Source organism: Sorangium sp. So ce296 (genome assembly GCF_051529605.1).
GTDB classification, from domain to species: Bacteria; Myxococcota_A; Polyangia; order Polyangiales; family Polyangiaceae; genus Sorangium; species Sorangium cellulosum_D.
Genome location: NZ_CP150325.1, coordinates 357,678 through 377,841, shown reverse-complemented (window position 1 = coordinate 377,841; position 20,164 = coordinate 357,678). Strand labels below are relative to the sequence as shown.

14 protein-coding genes are annotated in these 20,164 nt (G+C 71.8%); 10 read left to right on the top strand and 4 right to left on the bottom strand.

The features are described from left to right. The first annotated feature begins 125 nt into the window (after window positions 1–125). Window positions 126–6,422: a pentapeptide repeat-containing protein gene (locus tag WME98_RS01515; RefSeq protein WP_437949639.1), complete on the top strand. Its 6,297-nt coding sequence runs from the start codon at window positions 126–128 to the stop codon at window positions 6,420–6,422. A 220-nt stretch (window positions 6,423–6,642) separates the two neighbouring features. Here WME98_RS01515 and WME98_RS01510 read toward each other — a convergent pair whose 3' ends face one another. Beyond that, a complete protein-coding gene (locus WME98_RS01510) occupies window positions 6,643–7,548 on the bottom strand; it encodes an SDR family oxidoreductase (RefSeq protein ID WP_437949638.1) in 906 nt (301 codons plus the stop codon). Window positions 7,549–8,018: 470 nt separating this feature from the next. Beyond that, complete coding sequence (locus WME98_RS01505) at window positions 8,019–8,966, bottom strand: LysR family transcriptional regulator (RefSeq protein WP_437949637.1); 948 nt, start codon at window positions 8,964–8,966, stop codon at window positions 8,019–8,021. Window positions 8,967–9,213: 247 nt separating this feature from the next. Here WME98_RS01505 and WME98_RS01500 point away from each other — a divergent pair, with 247 nt between their 5' ends. The 9 genes from WME98_RS01500 to WME98_RS01460 all read left to right on the top strand — a co-directional run bounded on the left by WME98_RS01500 (window position 9,214) and on the right by WME98_RS01460 (window position 17,415). Next, the gene (locus tag WME98_RS01500) at window positions 9,214–10,254 is read left to right on the top strand and encodes an SMP-30/gluconolactonase/LRE family protein (RefSeq protein WP_437949636.1); all 1,041 of its coding nucleotides are present in this window, start codon (window positions 9,214–9,216) and stop codon (window positions 10,252–10,254) included. Between the two features lie 382 nt (window positions 10,255–10,636). Next, entirely contained in the window at window positions 10,637–11,851 is a 1,215-nt protein-coding gene (locus WME98_RS01495) for a cytochrome P450 (protein WP_437949635.1), read from the top strand. Between the two features lie 40 nt (window positions 11,852–11,891). Beyond that, the gene (locus WME98_RS01490) at window positions 11,892–12,110 is read left to right on the top strand and encodes a ferredoxin (protein WP_061627543.1); all 219 of its coding nucleotides are present in this window, start codon (window positions 11,892–11,894) and stop codon (window positions 12,108–12,110) included. Between the two features lie 40 nt (window positions 12,111–12,150). After that, on the top strand, window positions 12,151–12,747 hold the full coding sequence (locus tag WME98_RS01485) for a TetR/AcrR family transcriptional regulator (RefSeq protein WP_437949634.1): 597 nt from the start codon (window positions 12,151–12,153) through the stop codon (window positions 12,745–12,747). Window positions 12,748–12,865: 118 nt separating this feature from the next. Beyond that, window positions 12,866–13,738 (top strand): alpha/beta hydrolase, encoded by an 873-nt coding sequence (locus WME98_RS01480; protein WP_437949633.1) that lies wholly within the window; start codon window positions 12,866–12,868, stop codon window positions 13,736–13,738. A 117-nt stretch (window positions 13,739–13,855) separates the two neighbouring features. Beyond that, window positions 13,856–15,157 carry a DUF2169 family type VI secretion system accessory protein gene (locus tag WME98_RS01475; RefSeq protein WP_437949632.1) on the top strand — a complete coding sequence of 434 codons (1,302 nt, stop codon included), beginning with the start codon at window positions 13,856–13,858 and terminating at the stop codon, window positions 15,155–15,157. Window positions 15,158–15,177: 20 nt separating this feature from the next. Then, the gene (locus WME98_RS01470; protein WP_437949631.1) at window positions 15,178–15,531 is read left to right on the top strand and encodes a PAAR-like domain-containing protein; all 354 of its coding nucleotides are present in this window, start codon (window positions 15,178–15,180) and stop codon (window positions 15,529–15,531) included. 4 nt (window positions 15,532–15,535) lie between these two features. Continuing rightward, complete coding sequence (locus WME98_RS01465; protein ID WP_437949630.1) at window positions 15,536–16,393, top strand: hypothetical protein; 858 nt, start codon at window positions 15,536–15,538, stop codon at window positions 16,391–16,393. Then, window positions 16,390–17,415 carry a hypothetical protein gene (locus tag WME98_RS01460; protein ID WP_437949629.1) on the top strand — a complete coding sequence of 342 codons (1,026 nt, stop codon included), beginning with the start codon at window positions 16,390–16,392 and terminating at the stop codon, window positions 17,413–17,415. Before WME98_RS01465 ends, WME98_RS01460 begins: the two co-directional genes overlap by 4 nt. A gap of 8 nt (window positions 17,416–17,423) precedes the next feature. On the opposite strand, the gene WME98_RS01455 is transcribed toward WME98_RS01460, so the two are convergent. Beyond that, the gene (locus tag WME98_RS01455; RefSeq protein ID WP_437949628.1) at window positions 17,424–18,350 is read right to left on the bottom strand and encodes an RNA repair domain-containing protein; all 927 of its coding nucleotides are present in this window, start codon (window positions 18,348–18,350) and stop codon (window positions 17,424–17,426) included. Window positions 18,351–18,393: 43 nt separating this feature from the next. Then, the gene (locus WME98_RS01450) at window positions 18,394–20,157 is read right to left on the bottom strand and encodes a hypothetical protein (RefSeq protein WP_437949627.1); all 1,764 of its coding nucleotides are present in this window, start codon (window positions 20,155–20,157) and stop codon (window positions 18,394–18,396) included. Window positions 20,158–20,164 lie beyond the last annotated feature (7 nt).

Sequence of the window (20,164 nt, the reverse complement as noted above, 5' to 3'; positions counted from 1 at the left end):
GGCATCGCGGGGGGTAAGGCAATCTTGTTGATCTCGGCGACGACGGTCCCTTCGAGGAGCTCCGTGACCACCTCGTCCCTCCACGGCCGCGCGCCCGCGCCGGCCGGGCGCCTCGTCGCGGGATCATGACCGCCTCCACCCCGCCGCTCCCGGCCTCGATGGCCCCGTTCCTCAGCAGCTTCCGCGAGGTGCTCCGCGTCCTCCAGCGCACCCCCGGCTTCGTCCTGCTCCCCGTCGAGATCCCCGGCCCGGACGTGGCCCGCGCGCTCGGCGACTTCCTCACCCGCGAGGGGCGCCGGGCGCTGATCATCGAGCCGCGCCGCGACGAGGCCACCTGGAAGGACCTCGTCTCCGCGCTCTACAAGGCGGAGCCCGAGCCGCGCGGCGTCGTCGTCCTCGTCGGCTCCGACCCCCCGCCGGCGGCCGCGCGCGAGGGCCTCCGCCTCCTCAACCTGCACCAGCGGCACGACACGCTGTCGAGCCGCCTCGGCTGCCCCCTGCTCTGGTGCGGCCCGCCGGCCTTCCTCGCCCTCTGCCGCGAGGAGGCGCCCGACTTCTGGGCCATCCGCACCCCCGAGATCCGCCTCGCCGACGAGCCCTCGCCCGGCGCCCCCGAGCCGCGCGCCCTGGAGATGGCCGCCCACCGCGCGGGCAGCGCCGCCTGCTCGCTGCGCGCCGCGCCGCACGGCGCGGCCGAGCCCGCCGCGGAGCTGCTCCTCCGTCAGGCCACCGCCGAGCGCCGCCGCGGCCACGCCGTCGCCGCGGCGGCGACCCTCGGCGCCCTGCTGGCGCGGCCCGGCGCCGCGCCGGTCCTGCGCCTGCGCGCCCAGCTCGAGATGGCCGGCCTGCTCGAGGACGGCGGCGACCTCGCGGCCGCCGAGGCGAGCTACCGCGAGGCGCTCGCGCTCTCGCGCCAGGTCGAGGACCGCGAGGCCGAGGCCCGCGCCCTGATCGGCGCCTTCGGGATCGCCGCGCGCACCGGCCGCGCCGCCGAGGCCGAGGCGCCGCTCGCCGAGGCGCGCGCCATCGCCGAGCGGCTCGGCGACCGCGCCCTCGAGGCGTCCGCCGTGGCCGCCCAGGCGCTCGCCGCGACCGGCCGGCACGACGCCCAGAAGGGCCGCGAGCGCATCTCGGAGGCCAAGGCCCTCTACGCCGCGGACCCGCAGAAGGACGCGGCCCCCGGCGGGGGCCCGGACGCCGAGCGGGACGTCGGGCACGTGGACGTGCTCGTCGTCACGGCGCAGAAGGACGAGCTCGACGCGGTCCTCGCCGAGGGCGCGGCCGGCGACGGCGAGGCCGGCGACCGGGGGTGGCGCGAGCTCCGGGACCTCGGTGGCCTCCGCTACTACCGGCGCACGCTCCCGAGCGCGCGCGGCGGCCTGCTCGTCGTGGCCGCCGCGTGGATCGGCGCGGCGGGGCAGCGCACCGCCGTCATCCGCGGGCAGCACCTGCTCGCCGAGCTCGATCCCGCCTGCCTCGCGATGTGCGGCGCCTGCGCCGGCGATCCGAGGAAGGTGTCGCCGGGCGACGTGATCGTCGCCGACCAGCTCTACAGCTTCGACCACGGCAAGCGGGCCGCGCCGCCGGGCGGCGAGGCCGGGCTCTTCCACGACCTCTGCACCTTCAACCTCCAGGCCGCGTGGAAGATGGACGCCGCCTACCTCGCGCGCGAGCTCGACCTCTCGGCGCTCTCCCGCGCGCGCCCGCCCTCCCGGTCGGCCGCGCGGCGCTGGCTCCTGCACGCGCTGTACGCGCACGAGACCGAGGGCGGGCCGACGCCCGTGGCGCACCCGGACCGGCGGCGCGCCTGCCCGGGGTGGACCTCGCGGCTCAAGGAGGCCCTCGAGGACGGCCTCGTCTCGATGAAGGGCGGCGCCCTCGCCCTCACCGCCGCGGGGCGCGAGAAGGTGCTCGAGGAGCGGCTGCTCTACCCCGACGCGCTGCCGGCGGATCCGCCGCTCCGCGTGCACGTCGGCGCGATCGCCAGCTTCTCGGCGGCGCTCGACGACCCGGACATCTGGGACCGGCTCCAGCGGGTCGTGCCGGGCACGCTCGGCCTCCTGGCCGGGGGCGCGGCCCTCGGCGACCTCGCGGCGCGCTTCCAGCGGCGCTCGATCCTCATGCGGGCGGTGGCCGACCCCGCCGGGCGCGACGGGCGCGACGGTGAAGACGGCCTGCGCGCCTTCGCCTGCGGCGCCTCGGCGGCCGCGCTTTTCGCCTTTTTGCAGCAGCACCTCGCGCCCGAGCCGCGGATCGAGCGCGCCTCCGCGCCGGACCTGCGCGAGCCGGCCGAGGACGGCGAGCGCCCCCAGGGCGAGCGGGAGCCCGTGTTCGACGACCGGCGGGACAGCTTCCTCGACCGCGTCGAGCGCGTGGCGCTCCTGCGCGATCCCGGCGCGACCGTGACCAGGCACCGCGCGCCGCCGCCGTTCGCGGGCGCGCTCGAGATCGCGGTGCCGGACGGCCGGCGCGTCGACGTCCGCGTGATCGGCGTCCTCGACCGGTCGATCACCGAGGAGCTCGTCACGCGGTACGTCACCGAGGTCGAGCACCGCTTCCGGCAGCGGGACCCGTACCTGCGCTCCACGCTCGTCCACACCGACCCGCCGGCGCCGCCCGATCTCGCCCGGAGCGCGGCGCGCCGCGGCGTCGTGCTGAAGAGCTTCTCCGAGGTCCAGGGGCTCATCGACTTCGGCCGCTACCTCGCGTGGCAGACCGAGCGCGTCGAGGCCGACCCGTCGTACCCGCCATGGCTCTATGTCGAGCAGCCGGCGGTGGTGAGCCTCGGCGATCGCGAGAAGAGCGCGACCGAGAGCGCGGTCGACGCGCTCTGGAAGATGCTCGACGCGCCCCACCGCCGCTTCGCGCTGGTGCTCGGCGACTTCGGCGCCGGCAAGACGTTCCTCCTGCGCGAGCTCGCCCGGCGGATGGCGCGGGACCGGCACCCGCTCGTGCCGGTGCTCATCGAGCTCGGCCGCATCGAGAAGCAGCGCTCGCTCGACTCGCTCCTCGCGCAGCACTTCGCCCTCGCGAACGAGCCGGTCGACCTGCGGGCCTTCCGGTACATGCTCGCCGAGGGGCGGATCGCGCTCCTCTTCGACGGCTTCGACGAGCTCGCCCTGCGGCTCACCTACGACCGCGCGCTCGAGCACTTCGACACCGTGGTCCAGGCGGCGGAGGGGATCGCCAAGGTCGTCGTGACCAGCCGGACGCAGCATTTCCTCACCGATCCGCCGATCAAGCGGGAGCTCGCCCGGCGGGCCGAGCAGCTGCAGGGCTACCGCCTGGTGCAGCTCCAGGGGTTCGGGGAGAAGCAGATCCGCCGATTTCTCGGCAACCTGAGCCCGGAGCCCGCCGAGGCCGAGGCGCGCTACCGGCTGCTCCACGAGGTCAAGGACCTGCTCGGGCTGTCCGAGAACCCGCGCATGCTGGGGTTCATCGCGAAGATCGAGCCGGACAAGCTGCGGCAGGCGAAGGCGCGGACCGGGACGATCACGGCGGCGAAGCTGTACGAGGTGCTGGTCGAGCAGTGGCTCGATCACGAGCACGCGCGCGCGAACCCGCCGGGCGCGCCGCGGGGCATCCCGCGCGACGCGCTGCGGGCGGCGATGACGGCGCTTTCGCGGCTGCTCTGGGAGCGGAGCGCGCGGTCGGTCGGGCTCGGCGAGCTGCCGGAGAGCCTGATCCGGGGCGCGCAGCCGGCCGACGCGCCGCCGCTCGAGCGGGGGATCGTCGAGCACCTGCTCGGCTCGGGCTCGCTGCTCGTGCGGGACGCGGAGGGGTCGTTCTCGTTCGTGCACCGCTCGGCGCTGGAGTGGCTGGTGGCCGAGGCGGCGGCGCGCGAGGTGAAGGAGACGGGCGACAGCGCGGCGCTCGGGGCCGACGAGATGAGCGAGCTCATGGTCGACTTCTTCGTGTCCCTCGCGGGGCGCGGGGCGGCGGCGGCGTGGGCGCAGCGGATCCTCCGCGGGGCGGCCGAGGGGAACGCCAAGGACAACGCGCTGCGCGTCGCGCGCTGGCTGGCCAAGGACGACGGGGCCCGGGAGGACGGGGACGGGGCCGAGCGCGACGTGGCCGGCGTCAACCTGGCGGGGCAGGACCTGAGCGGGTGCAACCTCGCCTGCGCCGACCTGCGGAAGGCCGATCTCACGCAGGCGAACCTCTGGAGCGCCACGCTCGTCGAGGCCCGGCTCGCCGGCGCGTCGCTCGGCGGGGCGCAGCTCTCGAGGGCGGATCTCACCGGCGCCGACCTCGCCGGCGCGGATCTGCGGGGCGCGGATCTCTCGTTCGCGCGGCTGGTCGGCGCGGATCTGCGGGGCGCGGAGCTCGCGGGCGCGCAGCTGCGCGGCGCGAAGCTCGTCGGCGCGCGGGGGGTGCCTGCCGCGCCGCTGTCGGCGGACGGCGCGGCGCCGCCCCGGCCGCGCGAGGCCGACGCGATGTGGGCGCCGGTCTCGCCGTGCAACGCGGTGGCGTGGAGCCGGCTCGGCGATCTCCTGGCGGCGGGCCACGAGGACGGCTCGGTGCGGCTCTGGGACGCGGTGACCGGGCAGCCGATCCGGGCGATGCACGGGCACCTCGGCGCGGCGATGAGCGTGGCGTTCAGCCCGGATGGGCTCTGGCTCGCGTCGGGCGCGTCGGACAACACGGTGCGCCTCTGGGAGGTCCGGACGGGCCGCGCGGTGCGCGCGTTCGAGGGGCACACGCTCGGGGTGCGCAGCGTCGCGTGGAGCCCGGACGGCCAGACGCTCGCGTCGGGCTCGTCGGACAAGACGGTGCGCCTCTGGGAGGCCGGGACGGGCCGCGTGCTGCGCACGTTCAAGGGGCACACGCTCGGGGTGCGCAGCGTGGCGTTCAGCCCGGATGGGCAGACGCTCGCGTCGGGCTCGTCGGACAAGACGGTGCGCCTGTGGCGGGTCCGGAGCGGCCACGCGCTGCGCACGTTCGAGGGGCACACCGACTGGATCCTCGCCGTGGCGTGGAGCCCGGACGGCCAGGCGCTCGCGTCGGGCTCGTCGGATCGGACGGCGCGGCTGTGGGACGCGGGGGGCGGCCGCGCGCTGCGCACATTCGTGGGCCACACCGACTGGGTGTTCGGCGTCGCCTGGAGCGCCGACGGCCGCACGCTGGCGTCGGGGTCGCTGGACCGGACGGTGCGGCTCTGGGAGGTCGGGACCGGCCGGGCGATCCGCAGGCTCGAGGGCCACAGGAAGGGGGTGTGCAGCGTGGCGTTCAGCCCGAGCGGCCAGACGCTGGCGTCGGGCTCGCGCGACAAGACGGTGCGGCTCTGGGAGGTCGCCCGGGGTCATGCGCTGCGCAGCTTCGAGGGCCACACCGACTGGGTGCTCGGGGTGGCGTGCAGCCCGGATGGTCAGGCGCTCGCGTCGGGGTCGGACGACAAGACGGTGCGGCTCTGGGACGTGGGGAGCGGCCGGGCGATCCACACGTTCAAGGGGCACACGCTCGGGGTGCGCAGCGTGGCGTTCGGCCCGGATGGGGTGACGCTGGCGTCGGGCTCGGACGACAAGACAGTGCGGCTCTGGGAGGTCGCCCGGGGTCGGCTCCTGCGCTCGTTCGAGGGGCACGCGCAGGCGATCCGCAGCGTGGCGTTCAGCCCGGATGGCGAGATGCTGGCGTCGGGCTCGGACGACCGGACGGTGCGGCTCTGGGAGGTCGTGAGCGGCGGCGCGGTCCGCACGCTGGAGGGCCACGCGCACCGGGTGTGCAGCGTCGCGTGGAGCCCGGCGGGCCTGACGCTGGCGTCGGGCTCGGACGACCGGACGCTGCGCCTGTGGGAGGTGGGCCGGAGCCGGGCGATCCGCACGTTCGAGGGGCATACGGACGGGATCCGCGGGGTGGCGTTCAGCCCGGATGGGGTCCTGCTGGTGTCGGGGTCGGACGACCGGACGGTGCGGCTCTGGGACGTGGGGAGCGGCCGTGCCCTGGGCTGCCTGGAGGGGCACACGCGCGGGGTGCGCGGGGTCGCGTTCAACCCGGCCAGCCAGATGCTCGCGTCGGGGTCGTCGGACAAGACGGTGCGGCTCTGGGACGTGAAGCGGGGCCGCGTCCTGCGCACCCTGGAGGGCCACAAGGCGTCGGTGCAGGGGATCGCCTTCAGCCCCGACGGCGCGCGCCTCGCGTCGGCGTCCGCCGACGGCACCCTGCGCCTCTGGGACGTGGCCACGGGCGGGTGTCTCGCGATCTTGCTGCCCTGTCCCGAGGGCTGGGCGGCGTTCAGCCCCGACGGCCGTTACAAGCTCGGCGGCGACATCGGCGGGTCGTTCTGGCACGTCATCGGCCTGTGCCGCTTCGAGCCGGGCGAGCTGGATCCGTACCTGCCGAGCCCCCTGCGCATCCCGGGCGAGGCGCCGCTCGTCGCGCACCCGCGGCCGGTGGCCCTGCCCGCGAACGGGGCGGGGCGGTAGGGCGGGGGACGGCGCGCCGCGCGCGTGCCCGACGCATCGCTCACGCCTGCGGAGGGCCCGGACGCACGAGCCCCCTCGGCAAGACCAAGGGGGCCGCGGCTGACGCTCTTGTTGGGCAGCGTCAGGGAAGTCGCGTGCCAAGCTATCGCGTCATCCCCTGCACGTCCCTAGCGACGGGTTGCCGATATCGCGCGCCAGCACCCGCAATTTGCGCTCGCCCTCAAGCTTTTGTGCGCAAACGATTAACCAGCAAATCGTCCTGAATGATTTGGTCTTTGATTTGCGTCAACTCATCAACGTCCCAGTTGCAGCTCAAGTATCGGCCCTTGGCCCAATCAGCGTTGCCGGAGCAAAGCCAAACAGCGAACCCGGCTGGCAAATCAGGTTCGTCGATAAGGCCGGCGTGAATTTCCTTGGGCATGTTCTTTGCGAGCGCGGTGGAAACACCTCCTGGATGGATGGCAAAGCATTTGACGCCCTCCTCGCCGTGATCAACGTTGACGAACTCGCAAAGGCGGTTGATCGCGTGCTTGGATGTCTGATAGTCCGACGCCGCAGGCGTTACCAATTGAGCGCCGATAGAGGAGACGAGGATCAGATGTCCACCTGTCGATCCTGCGGCAAAATGCTTCCTGGCCGACTCGATGAGATAGGGGATGGAAAATCGAATCACGTGGTATGTGCCTTTTAGGTTGACTTCCCATGTCTTCCACCAGCTGGCTGGGTCAGATTCGCCAATCTTCTTCCACTGATCGAGATAACCGGCATTCGAATCGACCGCATCGATGCCGCCAAATTTGGCCACGCAATCCATGATGGACGCCTTGACCTGCTCTTCGTCTGTTACGTCGCAGGTCGAACACTCACACTGCGTCTCTGGATTCGCCTCGCTCACTCGTCTTTTTGTTGCCTCGAGCCCCTTTTCTGACCTCGCGGTGATGTAGATCGCTTTGGCGCCCGCGTGAGCGAAAGCCACCGCGGTAGCCTGACCAATACCCTGCGATGCACCGGTGATAAAAATGACTTTGTCCGATGCGCTACCGCTCAATGTGGTCTTGGGATCGATGGCAGGGTATAGCGAGTGATGCGCCTTGATGTCGAGAGACTGTGTTCGAAGAGAAGACATGAGACTCCTTGCGTTCCTTGTGTTGCTATACTGTTTGAGGGTCTATACGATCCCTGTCGTGCGGAGCGCCGAGCCCGGGCGACGATAGCGCGAAGACGATCCGTCCGTATTCGAGAGCACGGAACGCGGAGCGTGTCAACGCGAAGGAGACGCGTCGTTCCGCTTGTGCTTGAGCACCTCGTCGCGTCCGCAGGAGCGAGCTGTGGCTGGCCTCGACCGAGCCGGTGCCGCAGCGGCGCCGAGTCCCTTGTCGCTTGTCGATCGAGCGCTGCCGGCGGCGCGCCTTGACCGCGGCCTCCTTCATCCCTTGCGCCTGCTGCTCGATCGACGGTGCTTGCAGCCGCAAACCCTTGGCCGAAGCGACCGCTGCGCTCTGCGCATCGTAGAACCGTGCCGTCGCGCCACATGGCCCACAGCACCTCTCGGAGGAGGGGAACGCAAAACGCAAAACACAAAACGATTCAAGGATATCATGTCCGAGCTGCTCTGGGTTTCCTTCTCGCCGGCGCGGCGCCCGCCCCTGGCTCGCTCCCGAGGTGCTCGACGAGGAGCTCCACGAACGCGCGCACCTTGGTGGGCTGGTGGAGGTGGTGAGGGAAGACGACGAAGATCGAGATCTCTTGCCCGACATGGCCCAAGAGCACAGGCTGGAGCCGGCCGGCCGCCACATCCGCTGCGACGGCGAAGTACGGCAGCATCGCGAGGCCGAGCCCGTCTACGAGCGCTTGCCTGAGCACGACGACATTATCCACGACCAGATTGCCCCTGACCGTCACGGCGAGCGTCTCCGCGCCGGATTCGAAGATCCACTCGCCCGACTGCCCCGAGAGACGGAGGCAGTTGTGCCTCACGAGATCGCCGGGCACCTGCGGCGCGCCGTGGCGCGCGAGGTAGCCGGGCGAGGTATAGACCATACGACGGTAAGACCCGATCTTGCGCGCGACGCGCGCCTCATCGAGCTGCCGCGCAAAGCGCACCACGACGTCGAAGCCCCCGCCGACGACATCCACGAGGCTGTCGGAGAGGGAGAGATCGAGGCGCACCTGCGGGCAGCGCGCTGCGAAGTCACCTATCAAGGGCGCGATCTTCAGTATGCCGAACGAGACGGGCGCCGACACGCGCAAGAGCCCCTCGGGGACCCGGCTCACGCCGTGCATCGCGGACGCGGCCTCGTCGGCGGCCGTGAGGATACGCTCGCAGCTCTCGTAGAGCCGTAGGCCGTCCTCCGTCAGCGCGAGGCGCCGCGTCGAGCGGTGGAGCAGCCGTACGCCGAGCCGCTCCTCGAGCGCCGCGAGCCGCGCGCTGACGACCGACTTCGAGAGCCCGAGCACGCTCGCCGCGCCGGTGAAGGACTTGCGCTCCACCACGCGCGCGAAGATCGCCATCGAGAGGAGGTCGTCCAGGGAGGTGGTCAGCATTGTCCTCCAGGCAGAACAGTTTAACCGGCGGAGGACTCTACCGCAAGGACGAAGGTCGCGTCATGTTCAGGCCTCCACAGCTCGCGGCGCTACCGCATGACGCGGTCACCGGCGAGCCCTTGCGGCGCAAGGGCAGAAGCTCGTTTGCGCGGGCACGACCTTTCACGGTCCTTCACGTCCCACCGAGGGGCGGCAGCCGCCCTGGCAATAGAGACCTGTTACCGAAGGAATTCTCATGAAATCGACCATGGCACTCTCCCGCTCGATCCTCCTGACGGCGCTGGGGCTCAGCGCATCTCTCGTCGCATGCGGCGAAGACAACACCACGAGCAGCAGCAGCGGCGACAGCGTCTCGACGCCAGAGCTCGAGTTTCTCGCCGAGCTCGATGCAGCGAAGTCCCAGCTCCCCGAGGGGCTCTGGGTCACCGCCGACAGCGAGACGGCGTATATGGGCTATGCCCTGACCGGCGAGATCGTCGCCGTCTCGCTCGCCGACAACAAGGTGTCTGCCTTCGCCACCGTGCCGGCGCCGCCCGCGAACACGGGCTTCGTGACCGGCATCACCCAGTCTGCCGCCGGCGATCTCTACGTGGCCGCCGCGTCACTCGACCCGGCCGCGTACGCGCCCGGCATCTACAAGATCCCGGCGGGGGGCGGTCCGGTGACCACGGCCTTCGCCACCGACGCGGCCATGAACCTGCCCAATGGGCTCGTCTTCGACGAGGACGGCAACCTCTTCGTCACGGACTCGGCCCTGGGCGCGATCTTCAAGATAAGCCCCGACGGCAAGACGGTGACCAACTGGCTCACCGATCCTCTGCTCAAGGGGGACGTCGCTGCGACGAACCCCTGCAAGACGGTCCTCGGCATCCCGTTTGGCGCCAACGGCGTCGCGCTTTCGCGCGGCGCCTTCTACGTGGCCAATACGGACAAGGCGGCGCTCATCAAGATCCCGATCAACGCCGACGGGACACCGGATGTCGCGGTCGAGTTCTCCACGTCGGATCCGGCGACATGCCTGCCGCTCCAGGGCGCCGACGGCATCACCGCAGACGCGGATGGGAGCATCCTTGTCGCGGGCAACGGGGGCAACGCGCTCGTCCGGGTCGGGACGGACGGCAAAGCGACCGTGCTCGCCAGAGGCGGCTTGTTCGATGGGCCCGCGAGCGTCGCGCTCGCGACGTCGGGCTCGACGAGGCACGCCCTCCTCACCAACTTCGGGCTCATCACGCTGCTGTCGATGGAGACCCCGAAGGTGGGCCTGCTCTCCTACGGCCCGCTCCCGTGACCGCTGCTCCGCAGCGCAGGTAGCCGCGAACGCCCGCTTTAGGTACGGAGGCAGGCGGCGCGCCGCCGATGCAACCGCTGCCGTCAACCGGTGCAGCCCACGGTTGACAGGGATGGGGGGAGCGGCGGGGAGAGCGCCCGAGTGAAGCGTCTCGTCGACCGTGCGTGGGCTGCAGTCGTGCTGGGTCCGGTACGTGACCTGATCGGCTCCACCCCTTCGCTATCCCCTCAGCCGGTTACTGGAAAATTTAGAAGTATGAAACTTGACATACATTTGTGTGGGGGTGCTCCGCCCGGCCATCAGCGGCTCCTGACCGTGGAATCAGGATTAAGTCAGTTGACTTCATAAGTCGTCTGCCTTAGACCCCTGGCGGGAGGTCTCGATGAGCACTGACAGCAGCGATCAGGTCCTGGAGTATCCGTTCCGCGCCCCGAACGCCGTGGAGCCTCCGGAGGAGTGGGCGAAGCTCCGGAAGGGGTGTCCGGTCGCCCATGTTCGCTTGCCGAGCGGGGACGAGGCGGTGCTGGTCACGCGGTATGACGACGTGCGCCATGTGCTCTCGGATCCGCGGTTCACCCGCAACCTGAGCCAGGAAGGCGCGGCGAGGATCACGGCCAACGAGGGGGGCAGCGCCTTCGAGAGCGAGGCCGCGGCCGAGATCTCGTCCGGCGAGCAGCACGAGAAATGGCGGCGCTTCATCAGCCGCTGGTTCACCGTCAAGCGCATCTCCGCGATGCAGCAGAGCATCGAGGCGATGGCGAACCAGCTCATCGACACGATGGTCGCGAAGGGCCCGCCCGCCGACCTCGTGAGCGAGCTCGCCTTCCCCTTGCCGGTCTGGGTGATCGCCGAGATCCTCGGCATCTCCGTGGATGAGCGCGACAAGCTCGCCACCTGGTCGAATGCCATGCTCACCCTGACGCAGTTCACGCAGGAGGAGGTCGACACGGCCCAGGCGGAGTTCACCGAGTACCTGATGGGCCATATCGCGAAGAAGCGCGCGCAGCCCGGGGACGACCTGCTCAGCGATCTGATCAGGGCCGCCGACCAGGGAGAGCAGATCAGCGAAAAGGTCCTCATGCTCACGGCGCAGGGCGTCCTGGTGGCCGGGCACGAGACCACCTCGAACATGATCGCCAAGATGGTCGCCATGCTGCTCTCGGATCGGAAGCGCTGGGAGCGGCTCCTGGCCGAGCCCTCCCTCGTCCGCACCGCGGTGGAGGAGGCGCTCCGCTTCGACGCCAACGCGGGCTTTGGGCTGCCGCGCTTCATCACCGAGGACATCGAGCTGTCGGGCACGAAGGTGCCGCGCGGCACGACGATCATCTGCAACATGGCCGCGGCGAACCGGGACGAGAAGGCGTTCGAGCGGGCCGACGACATGGTGCTGAGCCGCGCGCCGAACCCGCACCTCGCGTTCGGCGCGGGCGGCCATTCGTGCGTGGGCCAGGCGCTCGCGCGGACCGAGCTGCAGACCGTGCTGAGCGTGCTCCTGCGCCGCTTGCCCTCGCTCGATCTCGCGGTGGCGCCCCAGGACCTGCCGCGCCGCGAGGGCCTGCTCGTCGGCGGGATCGAGAGGCTCCTGGTCCGCTGGTGACGATGGCCGGCCGCGACGTGAGACGGGAGCGGAGAGACACATGGAAACCGGTTCGAAGCTCAGGGTGATCGCGGACGTCGAAAAGTGCTGCGGCGCGGGCCAATGCGTGATGGTCGCGCCCGCGGTCTTCGATCAGCGGGAGGACGGGATCGTGATCGTGCGCGACGCCGAGCCGCCGGAGGAGCAGCACGCGGCCGTCCGGGAAGCGGTCGCCGTGTGCCCCGGCGCCGCCCTCCGGCTGAGCGAGGGCGCACGATGACGACGCTCGCCAAAGCGAACGGTCGTGCTATCGTAGCCTCGTGACCAAGGGAGAGGACACCCGCAGGGCGATCCTGGCGGAGGCGCTGTCGCTCGCCAGCGAGGTCGGCCTCGACGGCCTGAGCATCGGGCTGCTCGCCGAGCGGGTGGGCATGTCGAAGAGCGGCCTGTTCGCGCATTTCGGCTCCAAGGAGGACATGCAGGTCGCCGTGCTCGACGAGGCGACGAGCCGCTTCGTGGACGTGGTCGTGAGCCCCGCCCTCCGCGAGCCGCGCGGGCTCCCGCGTGTCCGGGCGCTCTTCGAGCGCTGGCTGCGCTGGACCGAGCAGCCGTTCATGCCCGGCGGCTGCGTGTTCCTGCACGCGAGCGTCGAGCTCGACGACAAACCCGGGCCGGCCCGCGACAGGCTCGTCGCCTCCCAGAAGGACTGGATCGAGACCCTCGCGCACGCCGCGCGCATCGCCGTCGAGGAGGGGCACTTCCGGAAGGACCTCGACGTGCATCAGCTCGCGTTCGAGGTGTTCTCGATCGCGTACGGCTTTCACATCCTGGGCAGGCTGCTGCGCGACCCTAAAGCAGAGGAGCGCGCCCGCGCCGCGTTCGAGCGGCTGGTCGGCGACGCGGCGGCGACGCGCTGACGAGACAACCGGAGGTACCATGAGCAAAGCGACCCTCGGACCAAAAAATAGTACGAACGTTCGATCGTTTGATCTGCGCCTCTTCGCGGTGCGCGCCGGCCTGCGCGCGGTGGGGGCCTTGTCCCCGGAGGCGGCGGCGCAGTGGGCCGAGCGGATCTACAGGACGCCCCGGCGCCACGCGCGGCCGGCGTGGGAGCGTGAAGCGCTCGCCGGGGCGGCGCCGTCGCGCGTGGCGAGCGGCGCGGGCGCGATCCCGGTGTGGACGTTCAACCCGCCGCGGCCGCGGTCCGGCGATCCTGCGGTGCTGCTGGTGCACGGGTGGGAGGGGCGCGGGAGCCAGCTGTCGGCCTTCGTCCCGCGGCTGCTCGCGGCGGGGCTCCGGGTCGTGGCGTTCGACGCGCCCGGTCACGGCGACCACCCCGCGCCCGACGCCACGGTTGTCGACCTCGCCGACGCGCTCGCGCACGTCGCGCGCGCGGCCGGCCCCGTCGAAGGGGTCGTGGCGCACTCGCTCGGGGGCGTGGCGGCGGTCCTGGCGCAGCGGGGCGGCGTGGGCGCGAAGCGCTATGCGTTCGTCGCGCCGCCGCTCAACCCGCACCGCTTCACCGGGGCGTTCGTATCGTTCTTCGGGCTGGATCCGCGCGTCGAGCGCCGCCTGAAGGAGCGCATCGAGGCGCGGACGGGCATCGCGCTGCGCGAGCTCGACGGGCGCTTGCTCGCCCCTCGGATGCGCGGGGAGCTGCTCGTGGTGCACGATCGGCAGGACCAGGAGGTGCTGTTCGAGGAAGGGCTCGCGCTGGCCGGCGCGTGGCCGGGCGCGCGCCTCCACGAGACGCAGGGGCTGGGCCACCGGCGCGTGCTCCGCGACAGCCACGTCATCCGGGAGGTGGCGAGCTTCATCGCGGGCGCCGAGGCGGCGGCGGACACGGGCCTGAGCATGGATTCGCTCGAGGGTGAGCTATTTCATCGAGAGCTGCGGTGGGTCGCCTGAGGGGCCCCGGCATTGCGGCATTGCGACCGGCGCCGCGGTGGCTCGCCTGAGGCGCCGCGCGACGCGATACGCGATACGCGACACCGAAAATGCCGCGCGCGCCGCCCCCGAGCGGCCTTGCTCCGCGCCGAAGCGGTCGGGTATCCTGCCGCCGCCCCGATGGAGCTCGAGAACCGCACTCCGTTTCCCGTGCTGGAGTACGACATCGTCGATGCTCGGGGCGACGAATCGCATGTCGTCGTCGCGCGGGGCAGCTACGAGCTGCGCGCCGCGCCGGGCGCGGGCGAGAGCGACGGCGCGCGGATCACCCACGTTGCCGCCATCGCCGAAGGCGAGCTCGTGGTCTCGGACGTCTATCACGGCGAGATCAACCGCAGCAGCGTCAAGGTCGAGAGCGATCTCGCGCAGAGCAAGCCGAGGTGCGACGTCATCGTGATCGGCGCCGCGCACGCGCCGGCCGGCGAGGCGGCGGCGCGCGTGGACGTGCGCGTCCGCATCCGGCGCCTGGCCGCGATCCCCGGCCTCGCGGAGGCCGGCACGCTGCTGGATCACCGCCTGGCCGTCCACGGGGCGCGGGCGTTCGAGCGCAAGGACGATGGATGGGCGCTGACGGATCCGGAGCCCTTCGTGGCGCTGCCGCTGCGCTACGAGCACGCCTTCGGCGGCCAGCTCAAGGTGTACGCCGAGGATGAGGCCGCGAGGCGGCTCGACGGCGCGCACCGGCTGAGCGAGGCGGCGCGCCGGGCGCACCCGGAGGCGGACGCGGCCCCGGTGGCGCACGCGACCTGCGCGCACAATCCGTTCGGCGTCGGCTTCCTCGAGGGCTGGTACGCCGACGCGGCCGAGGTGAAGCGCTGGCCGGCCCCGCGGATCGAGGCGCCCGGCGCCGGGATCACGGCGGAGATCTTCGCGCGGATGGTGGCGGGCGAGGTGCGCGCCGGCGAGGCGCCGGAGCTGTCGCCGCGCGGATTCGGCGTCATCGCCAAGCCGTGGCAGCCGCGGCTGAAGCTGGCAGGCACCTTCGACGATCGCTGGCTCGCCGAGCGCTGGCCGTACATGCCGCCCGATTTCGACATGGCTTACTGGAACGGCGCGCACCCCGACATGCAATGCGATTACCTGCTTGGCGGCGAGCTCGCCGAGCTGTGGAACCTGCTGCCGCCGAGCGCGCCGGGCGCGGCGCCCGAGGCCGCGGGCACGGCCTGCCGCTTCCACGTGCCGGAGGCCGCCGTGGTCGTCCGGCTCGCCGGCAAGGGCGACGCGGCGAGCTTCGCCGCCGTGCCCATCGACACGGTCATCGTCGACCTCGAGCAGATGCACCTGTCGCTCGTGTGGCGCGCGCGCATCCCGGCGTCGCTCGAGGTCGAGGGCGTGACCCTCCTCTCGCTCGGGTACATGCAGCAGGCGGGTGCGGCTTAATCGGGGTACGGAGAGAGAACATGCCTATCGGCGCTCGAAAGGACAGCAGCTTCTACGCGGTGACCGTCGCCCCGGACGTGTGCTTGACGCCGGTGGGCGGCGCGATGGTGCCGGTCCCGTACATGCTTTACGCCAGCTTCGACGGCAGCATGAAATGCATCGAGGGCGTGAATCTCAACGGCAAGCCCACCTACGTTTACGATCACAGCCTGGCGCCGACCGTCCGGGGCGACGAGCCCGGCACCGGGGGCGGCGTGAAGTCGGGCGTGAACCTCGGCAAGGTGTGGGCGCACGAGGCGTCGAAGAACGTCCGCGCCGACGGCCGGCGCGTCGTGCGCAGGGGCGATCGCTGCTGGATGAACGTGAAGGTCTGACGCCGTGGCCCTCCCTCCCAGCGCGCAGATCGACACCTCCGTTCGAGGCGAGACGCCCGGCGACGGCAACCCGCCCGCCAACGCGCTCGGGCGCGTCTACACGACCCAGCAAGAGAGGACGCAGGTGGCGCTGCTCGACGAGGAGCTCGCCAGGCAGCTCGCGGCGGAGGCCGCCAGGAGAGCGGCGGCGGAGGCCGCCACGAAGGCGGCGCCGGGCGCCTTGTCCACCCTCGGCCCGGCGGCCGGCGGAGCGGCCGTCGGCGCGGGGGTGTGGGGGGCGCTCGCCGGCGGAATCGGCCTGATCGGCATCTCGCGGACGCATGCCCTCACCCAGGACGCGCTCACCGATCCGGCTCACCGGCCGATGCGCACGCCCTTCCTCGGCCTGGACATGGGCCTCGACCTCCGCGCGGCCCCGAGGCTCGACAGCAATGTCCAGGTCAGGCGCCCGCCGTGCCTCGTGGGGCGGCACGGCGATCTCAAGAGGATCTGCAAGCTGCTGCCGGGCGAGGGCTCCCAGTCGCACCACATCGTCCCCGACGAGTTCGTGCGCTCGGGCACGCGCAACGGCTCCCAGTACCGGATCCTCTCCGAGGACGACGGCGCCGCCATCTGCATCCCCGGAAACGCCTTCGTCAAGGGCACGCTGCACAACGCCATTCACGCGGACCTGAACAGAATCCTCAGCAACAAGGTCGCCGCCGGCGAGTCGACCGACGGCACCCTCCCGCTCTCCGAGGTGATCGGATCGTCGCTGCGCGTCACGGTCGCGTACAAGCCGGAGTGCACTGCGCAGATCATCCGCGAGGTCGACAGGGCATTCCAAGGGATCGACACCACCCAGCGAGTGAAGATCAGATGACCACGATCGCCGTGGATCCCCGGGCGACGCCGGACGATTCCAGCGACACCCCGATGACGATCACGGGCGCGCTCGCCCTGAGCGCCTCCAGCGTCTATCTCTCGGCGACGTTCGCCGCGCCGGGGGATTATGCCCCGCATACGAGGCTCTTCCTGTACGACGAGGCCGGCGCGCCGCCGTGGACGGCGCACGACGTCGGCTTCTTCACGGTCGGGCTGGAGAAGCAGGCCGCCCCCGGGGAAGATCTCGCGCTGTGCGCGCTGTCGCTGGACGGCGAGGTCGAGCTCAGTTCCGCGCGGGGCGCGGTGCTCGAGCAGATCCCGGAGGCCGGGCTCCGCCGGCCGACGTCGAAGGGGTACGGCTTCCTCACGGCGCTGCGCCGCGTCGGCGAGCGCCTGTTCGCCTGCGGGAGCGCGGGGCAGGTGTACCGGAGGCTCGGCCCCGGCCGGTGGGCGCACGCGGACGCGGGCCTCCTCCAGGCGCCCGGCGTGGACTTCCAGGACCTCGTGAGGCCCGTCGACCTCCAGGGGCCGGCGGAGGACGACCTCTACCTGGCCGCCCAGCAGCTTGGGCCGCGCGGGCTCGAAGGGAGCCTATATTACCTGGGCAGTCCGCGGTGGCGCCGCCTCGAGGTGCCGGCGGTCGGCGGGCTCAACGCGGTTCACGTCGAGAGCGCGCAGCGCATCTGGGTGTGCGGGCACGAGGGAGCGCTGCTGGTCGGCAATCACCGCGACGGCTTCCGGAGCGTGTCGCGGGAGAGGAGCCCGCACCTCTTCCACGCCGTCGCCATGTACCAGGAGACCCTCTATCTCGGGTCGAACTTCGGTCTCTTCCGCTACGACCTCGAGCGCCGGCGCGCCCTGCGGGTGCGCACCGGGCTCGAGCAGGAGCTGCGCTACATCCACACGATCGAGCAGGCCGGCGGCGTCCTCTGGTGCGTCGGCCCCACGGACGTCGCGCGCTTCGACGGCGAGACGTGGACCCGCGTCCACCCCCCGGAGGCGCCGAAGGGCGCGGGCTGACGTGCGCCTTACCGATCTCCCTCTTCGTCGGGAGACGGCTCGCCGAGCGGGATGGCGTGGCGGATCGCGAACGCCTCGTCGCCACGGCGGCTGATCAGGTGGATCGCGCGGGCCTGGAAGGTGATCGGCAGGATGCGCCGCCATTCGGCCACGAGCGCCTCGCCGCCCTCGCCGCGGAGCTGCGCGATGGACAGGTGCGGGGTGAAGCCGCTGGCGGAGACCGTGCTCTGCTCGCTGCACTGGGGGAAGAGGGCTTCCAGCCTGGCCTGCAGGGCCTCCAGCGCGCCGGGCGGCTCGGAGCGCGGGTGGAGCCACACCGTGGCGCCGGCGCGGTGCTGGAAGCGCCGCACGTCGTCGAGGGTCACCTCGAAGGGCGCGACGTCGCGCAGCGCCGCGGCGATGACGCTCCTCGCCTCGGCGAAGGCGGCCTCCGGCAAGAACCCGTAAAGCAGGTTGATGTGCGGCATCCACCGCTGCACGTGCCTGTCGTGCGCCTGGCGGATCGCCTCGATCGGCGCCCACGCTTCCCGGGGCGGGATCAGCGCGAGGGCGCTGCGGTGAACGGGCCGGGCGTCGAGCCCGCATCGCGGCGGCGGCGCGGGCGCGCTGCGCTGGCCTTCGAGCAGGTCCACGCGCCGGCGGCGGTCCCAGACGGTGGTCGCGCCCCGGCGGATGTACTGGATTCGATGCCAGGGGATGTCGCCCTCCGGGTCGAAGCTCGGGAGGCCGATCTCCTCGGTTCCCGACGCGCGGGTCTCGTAGCCGATGACGAACGCGGCCGCGTCGAGCCGCGGGTCCCAGCGGATCTGGTCGTACACCTGCCGGCTGGTCCGGAGCTTCTGCCGCGCCTCGCCTTCGTGTCCTGAGCTCTCTTGTCGAGCCATGCCAGGAAGGTAGCAGCCGAGGGCGATGGCGACAGGGAGCCACGTCACCATGATGCGGCTCCAGGGCCGAGCCTCTCGGGATGTCGGGCGCTGCTCAGCGCGCTTGCCGCTGCAACCCGAACAACGTGGAGAGCCGCCCTGCGCCTTCGCGGTCCAGCGTCGAGAAGCGGGCCCGCGTGAGGTGCGAGGTCAGCTCGAGCAGCTCCGGCGTCGCGAGCACGGGGTCGTCGAGGAAGGCCCACCCCTGGCGCAGCAGCGGCCAGAAGCCTGCCACCACGGCGCGCGACGGCGGCATGGCCCGATGCGTCCAGGAGAACCTGCTCTCCTTCTCCGTCCGAGGCTCGCGCGCGGCCACCGCGGGGATATCCACGCGGATCAGGCCGTCGCTGCCGACGTGCGCCTCGAGCTGCGCGAGGAGGGCGACGTCGTAGGGGATCGGCTGGCCGTTCTCGTGATAGGCCGACGCCATTCGACGAATGTTGTCGAGGTCCCCGATCGAGTCGTAGAGATACGCGCTCACGGCCCCGAGGACGGGATCGACGTGCTTTTTATGCCGGAGGTCGACGGCCTCGTCCAGGATATCGCTGGCCCGCAGCCCGCCGCGCTCCATGCGCCCGAGCGCCTCGATGGCCGCCTTGCTCGCGAAGTAACCGCCCCGGACCGTGCCGTACACGAGGGCGGATGAGCCGAAGTCGTCGCACAGGATGGAGCCGATGAAGCGGGGGAGCGCCGTCGTGGCGACGTAGGTGCCGTTGGCGAGCTCGACGAGCACGGGCACCGGCTTGTCCAGCACGAAGCCGTTGCGCTCTCCGACGCGCCACCAGTGCGCCACGCCGTTCTGCACCTCCGCGAACGTGTCGGGCGGGGTCCAGAGGGCCGCCACCCGGGCGCCCTCGACCGCGAAGCCGGCGCGGGTCTCGAAATGCGTCGGCGAGCGCAGGCGACGCAGCCGCTCCTCCATCGACGGATTCGCCTCCATCGACAGGCTCCGCGCCGACTCCACGCTGTCGAGCCTGAGCACCTGCCGTGGCACGCCCCCGAGCTCTTGGGCAGGGGGCCAGGGCGGGAACTCCGGGGGCGACAGCTTGGTCCCGACGCCGAAATAGTAATTGTCGCCCTCGGGGAACGCCGGCACCGCCGTCGGCACGACCTTCGTGCCGTAGCGGTTCGAGAGCGCCGGCACCTCCGTCGTGAGGTATTTGCCCAGGCTGCTGCTCGTGATCTTGCCCGGGAGGATCTGGGAGAACGCGGACGGCTTCGTGCCCCAGAGCGCTTCCAGGAGCACGCCGGAGAAGAGACACCGATCGTCGTCCGGCGACGCGCCCGGCACCGCGAACGTGGCGGTGCCGTCCTGCGCGGCGATGAACTTGTCGAGCGCGGGTGTCCCGTCCGGTTTCCTCGGACCGCGCCCGAGCACGGCGTCGGCGGTGAGGTCGAGCGCGTCGACGTCCGGGGGCAGCGACCGGCACGCGTCCGCGAAGATGCCGATCTGCTGGATGCCGTGCATGTAGAGGCGGCGGCGGAGGACCTCCACGGCCACCGCGCGCAGCTCGGAGTACCAGTTCGAGAGGAGCCATAGCCCCTCCTCCGCCTCCCGGATCAGCCCGTGCCCCGCGAAGTAGAGCAGCATCCGGTGGATCGGCCCCGAGCCGGGCGCGAGGACCGCTTCCAGCTCGGCCTTCAGCCGCGGAAACGTGACCGGCTCTTCGTCGTCGATCACCAGGCGCGACTCGTAGCCGCTCGCGACCGCCCACGCGTGGAACCCGCGCGCTCCGTTGTGCGCCCCTGCGAGGAACGGCAGGCGCTCCGCGTCGCCCACCCCGATCGCGAAGGCGACCATGCGCTGATTCGGAGGCACCGGTGAT

Excerpts from the sequence above, each read along its gene's own strand:
- WME98_RS01515 (WP_437949639.1), top strand. The coding sequence starts at position 126 with ATGACCGCCTCCACCCCGCCGCTCCCGGCCTCGATGGCCCCGTTCCTC.
- WME98_RS01510 (WP_437949638.1), bottom strand. The coding sequence starts at position 7,548 with ATGTCTTCTCTTCGAACACAGTCTCTCGACATCAAGGCGCATCACTCG.
- WME98_RS01505 (WP_437949637.1), bottom strand. The coding sequence starts at position 8,966 with ATGCTGACCACCTCCCTGGACGACCTCCTCTCGATGGCGATCTTCGCG.
- WME98_RS01500 (WP_437949636.1), top strand. The coding sequence starts at position 9,214 with ATGGCACTCTCCCGCTCGATCCTCCTGACGGCGCTGGGGCTCAGCGCA.
- WME98_RS01495 (WP_437949635.1), top strand. The coding sequence starts at position 10,637 with ATGAGCACTGACAGCAGCGATCAGGTCCTGGAGTATCCGTTCCGCGCC.
- WME98_RS01490 (WP_061627543.1), top strand. The coding sequence starts at position 11,892 with ATGGAAACCGGTTCGAAGCTCAGGGTGATCGCGGACGTCGAAAAGTGC.
- WME98_RS01470 (WP_437949631.1), top strand. The coding sequence starts at position 15,178 with ATGCCTATCGGCGCTCGAAAGGACAGCAGCTTCTACGCGGTGACCGTC.
- WME98_RS01460 (WP_437949629.1), top strand. The coding sequence starts at position 16,390 with ATGACCACGATCGCCGTGGATCCCCGGGCGACGCCGGACGATTCCAGC.
- WME98_RS01455 (WP_437949628.1), bottom strand. The coding sequence starts at position 18,350 with ATGGTGACGTGGCTCCCTGTCGCCATCGCCCTCGGCTGCTACCTTCCT.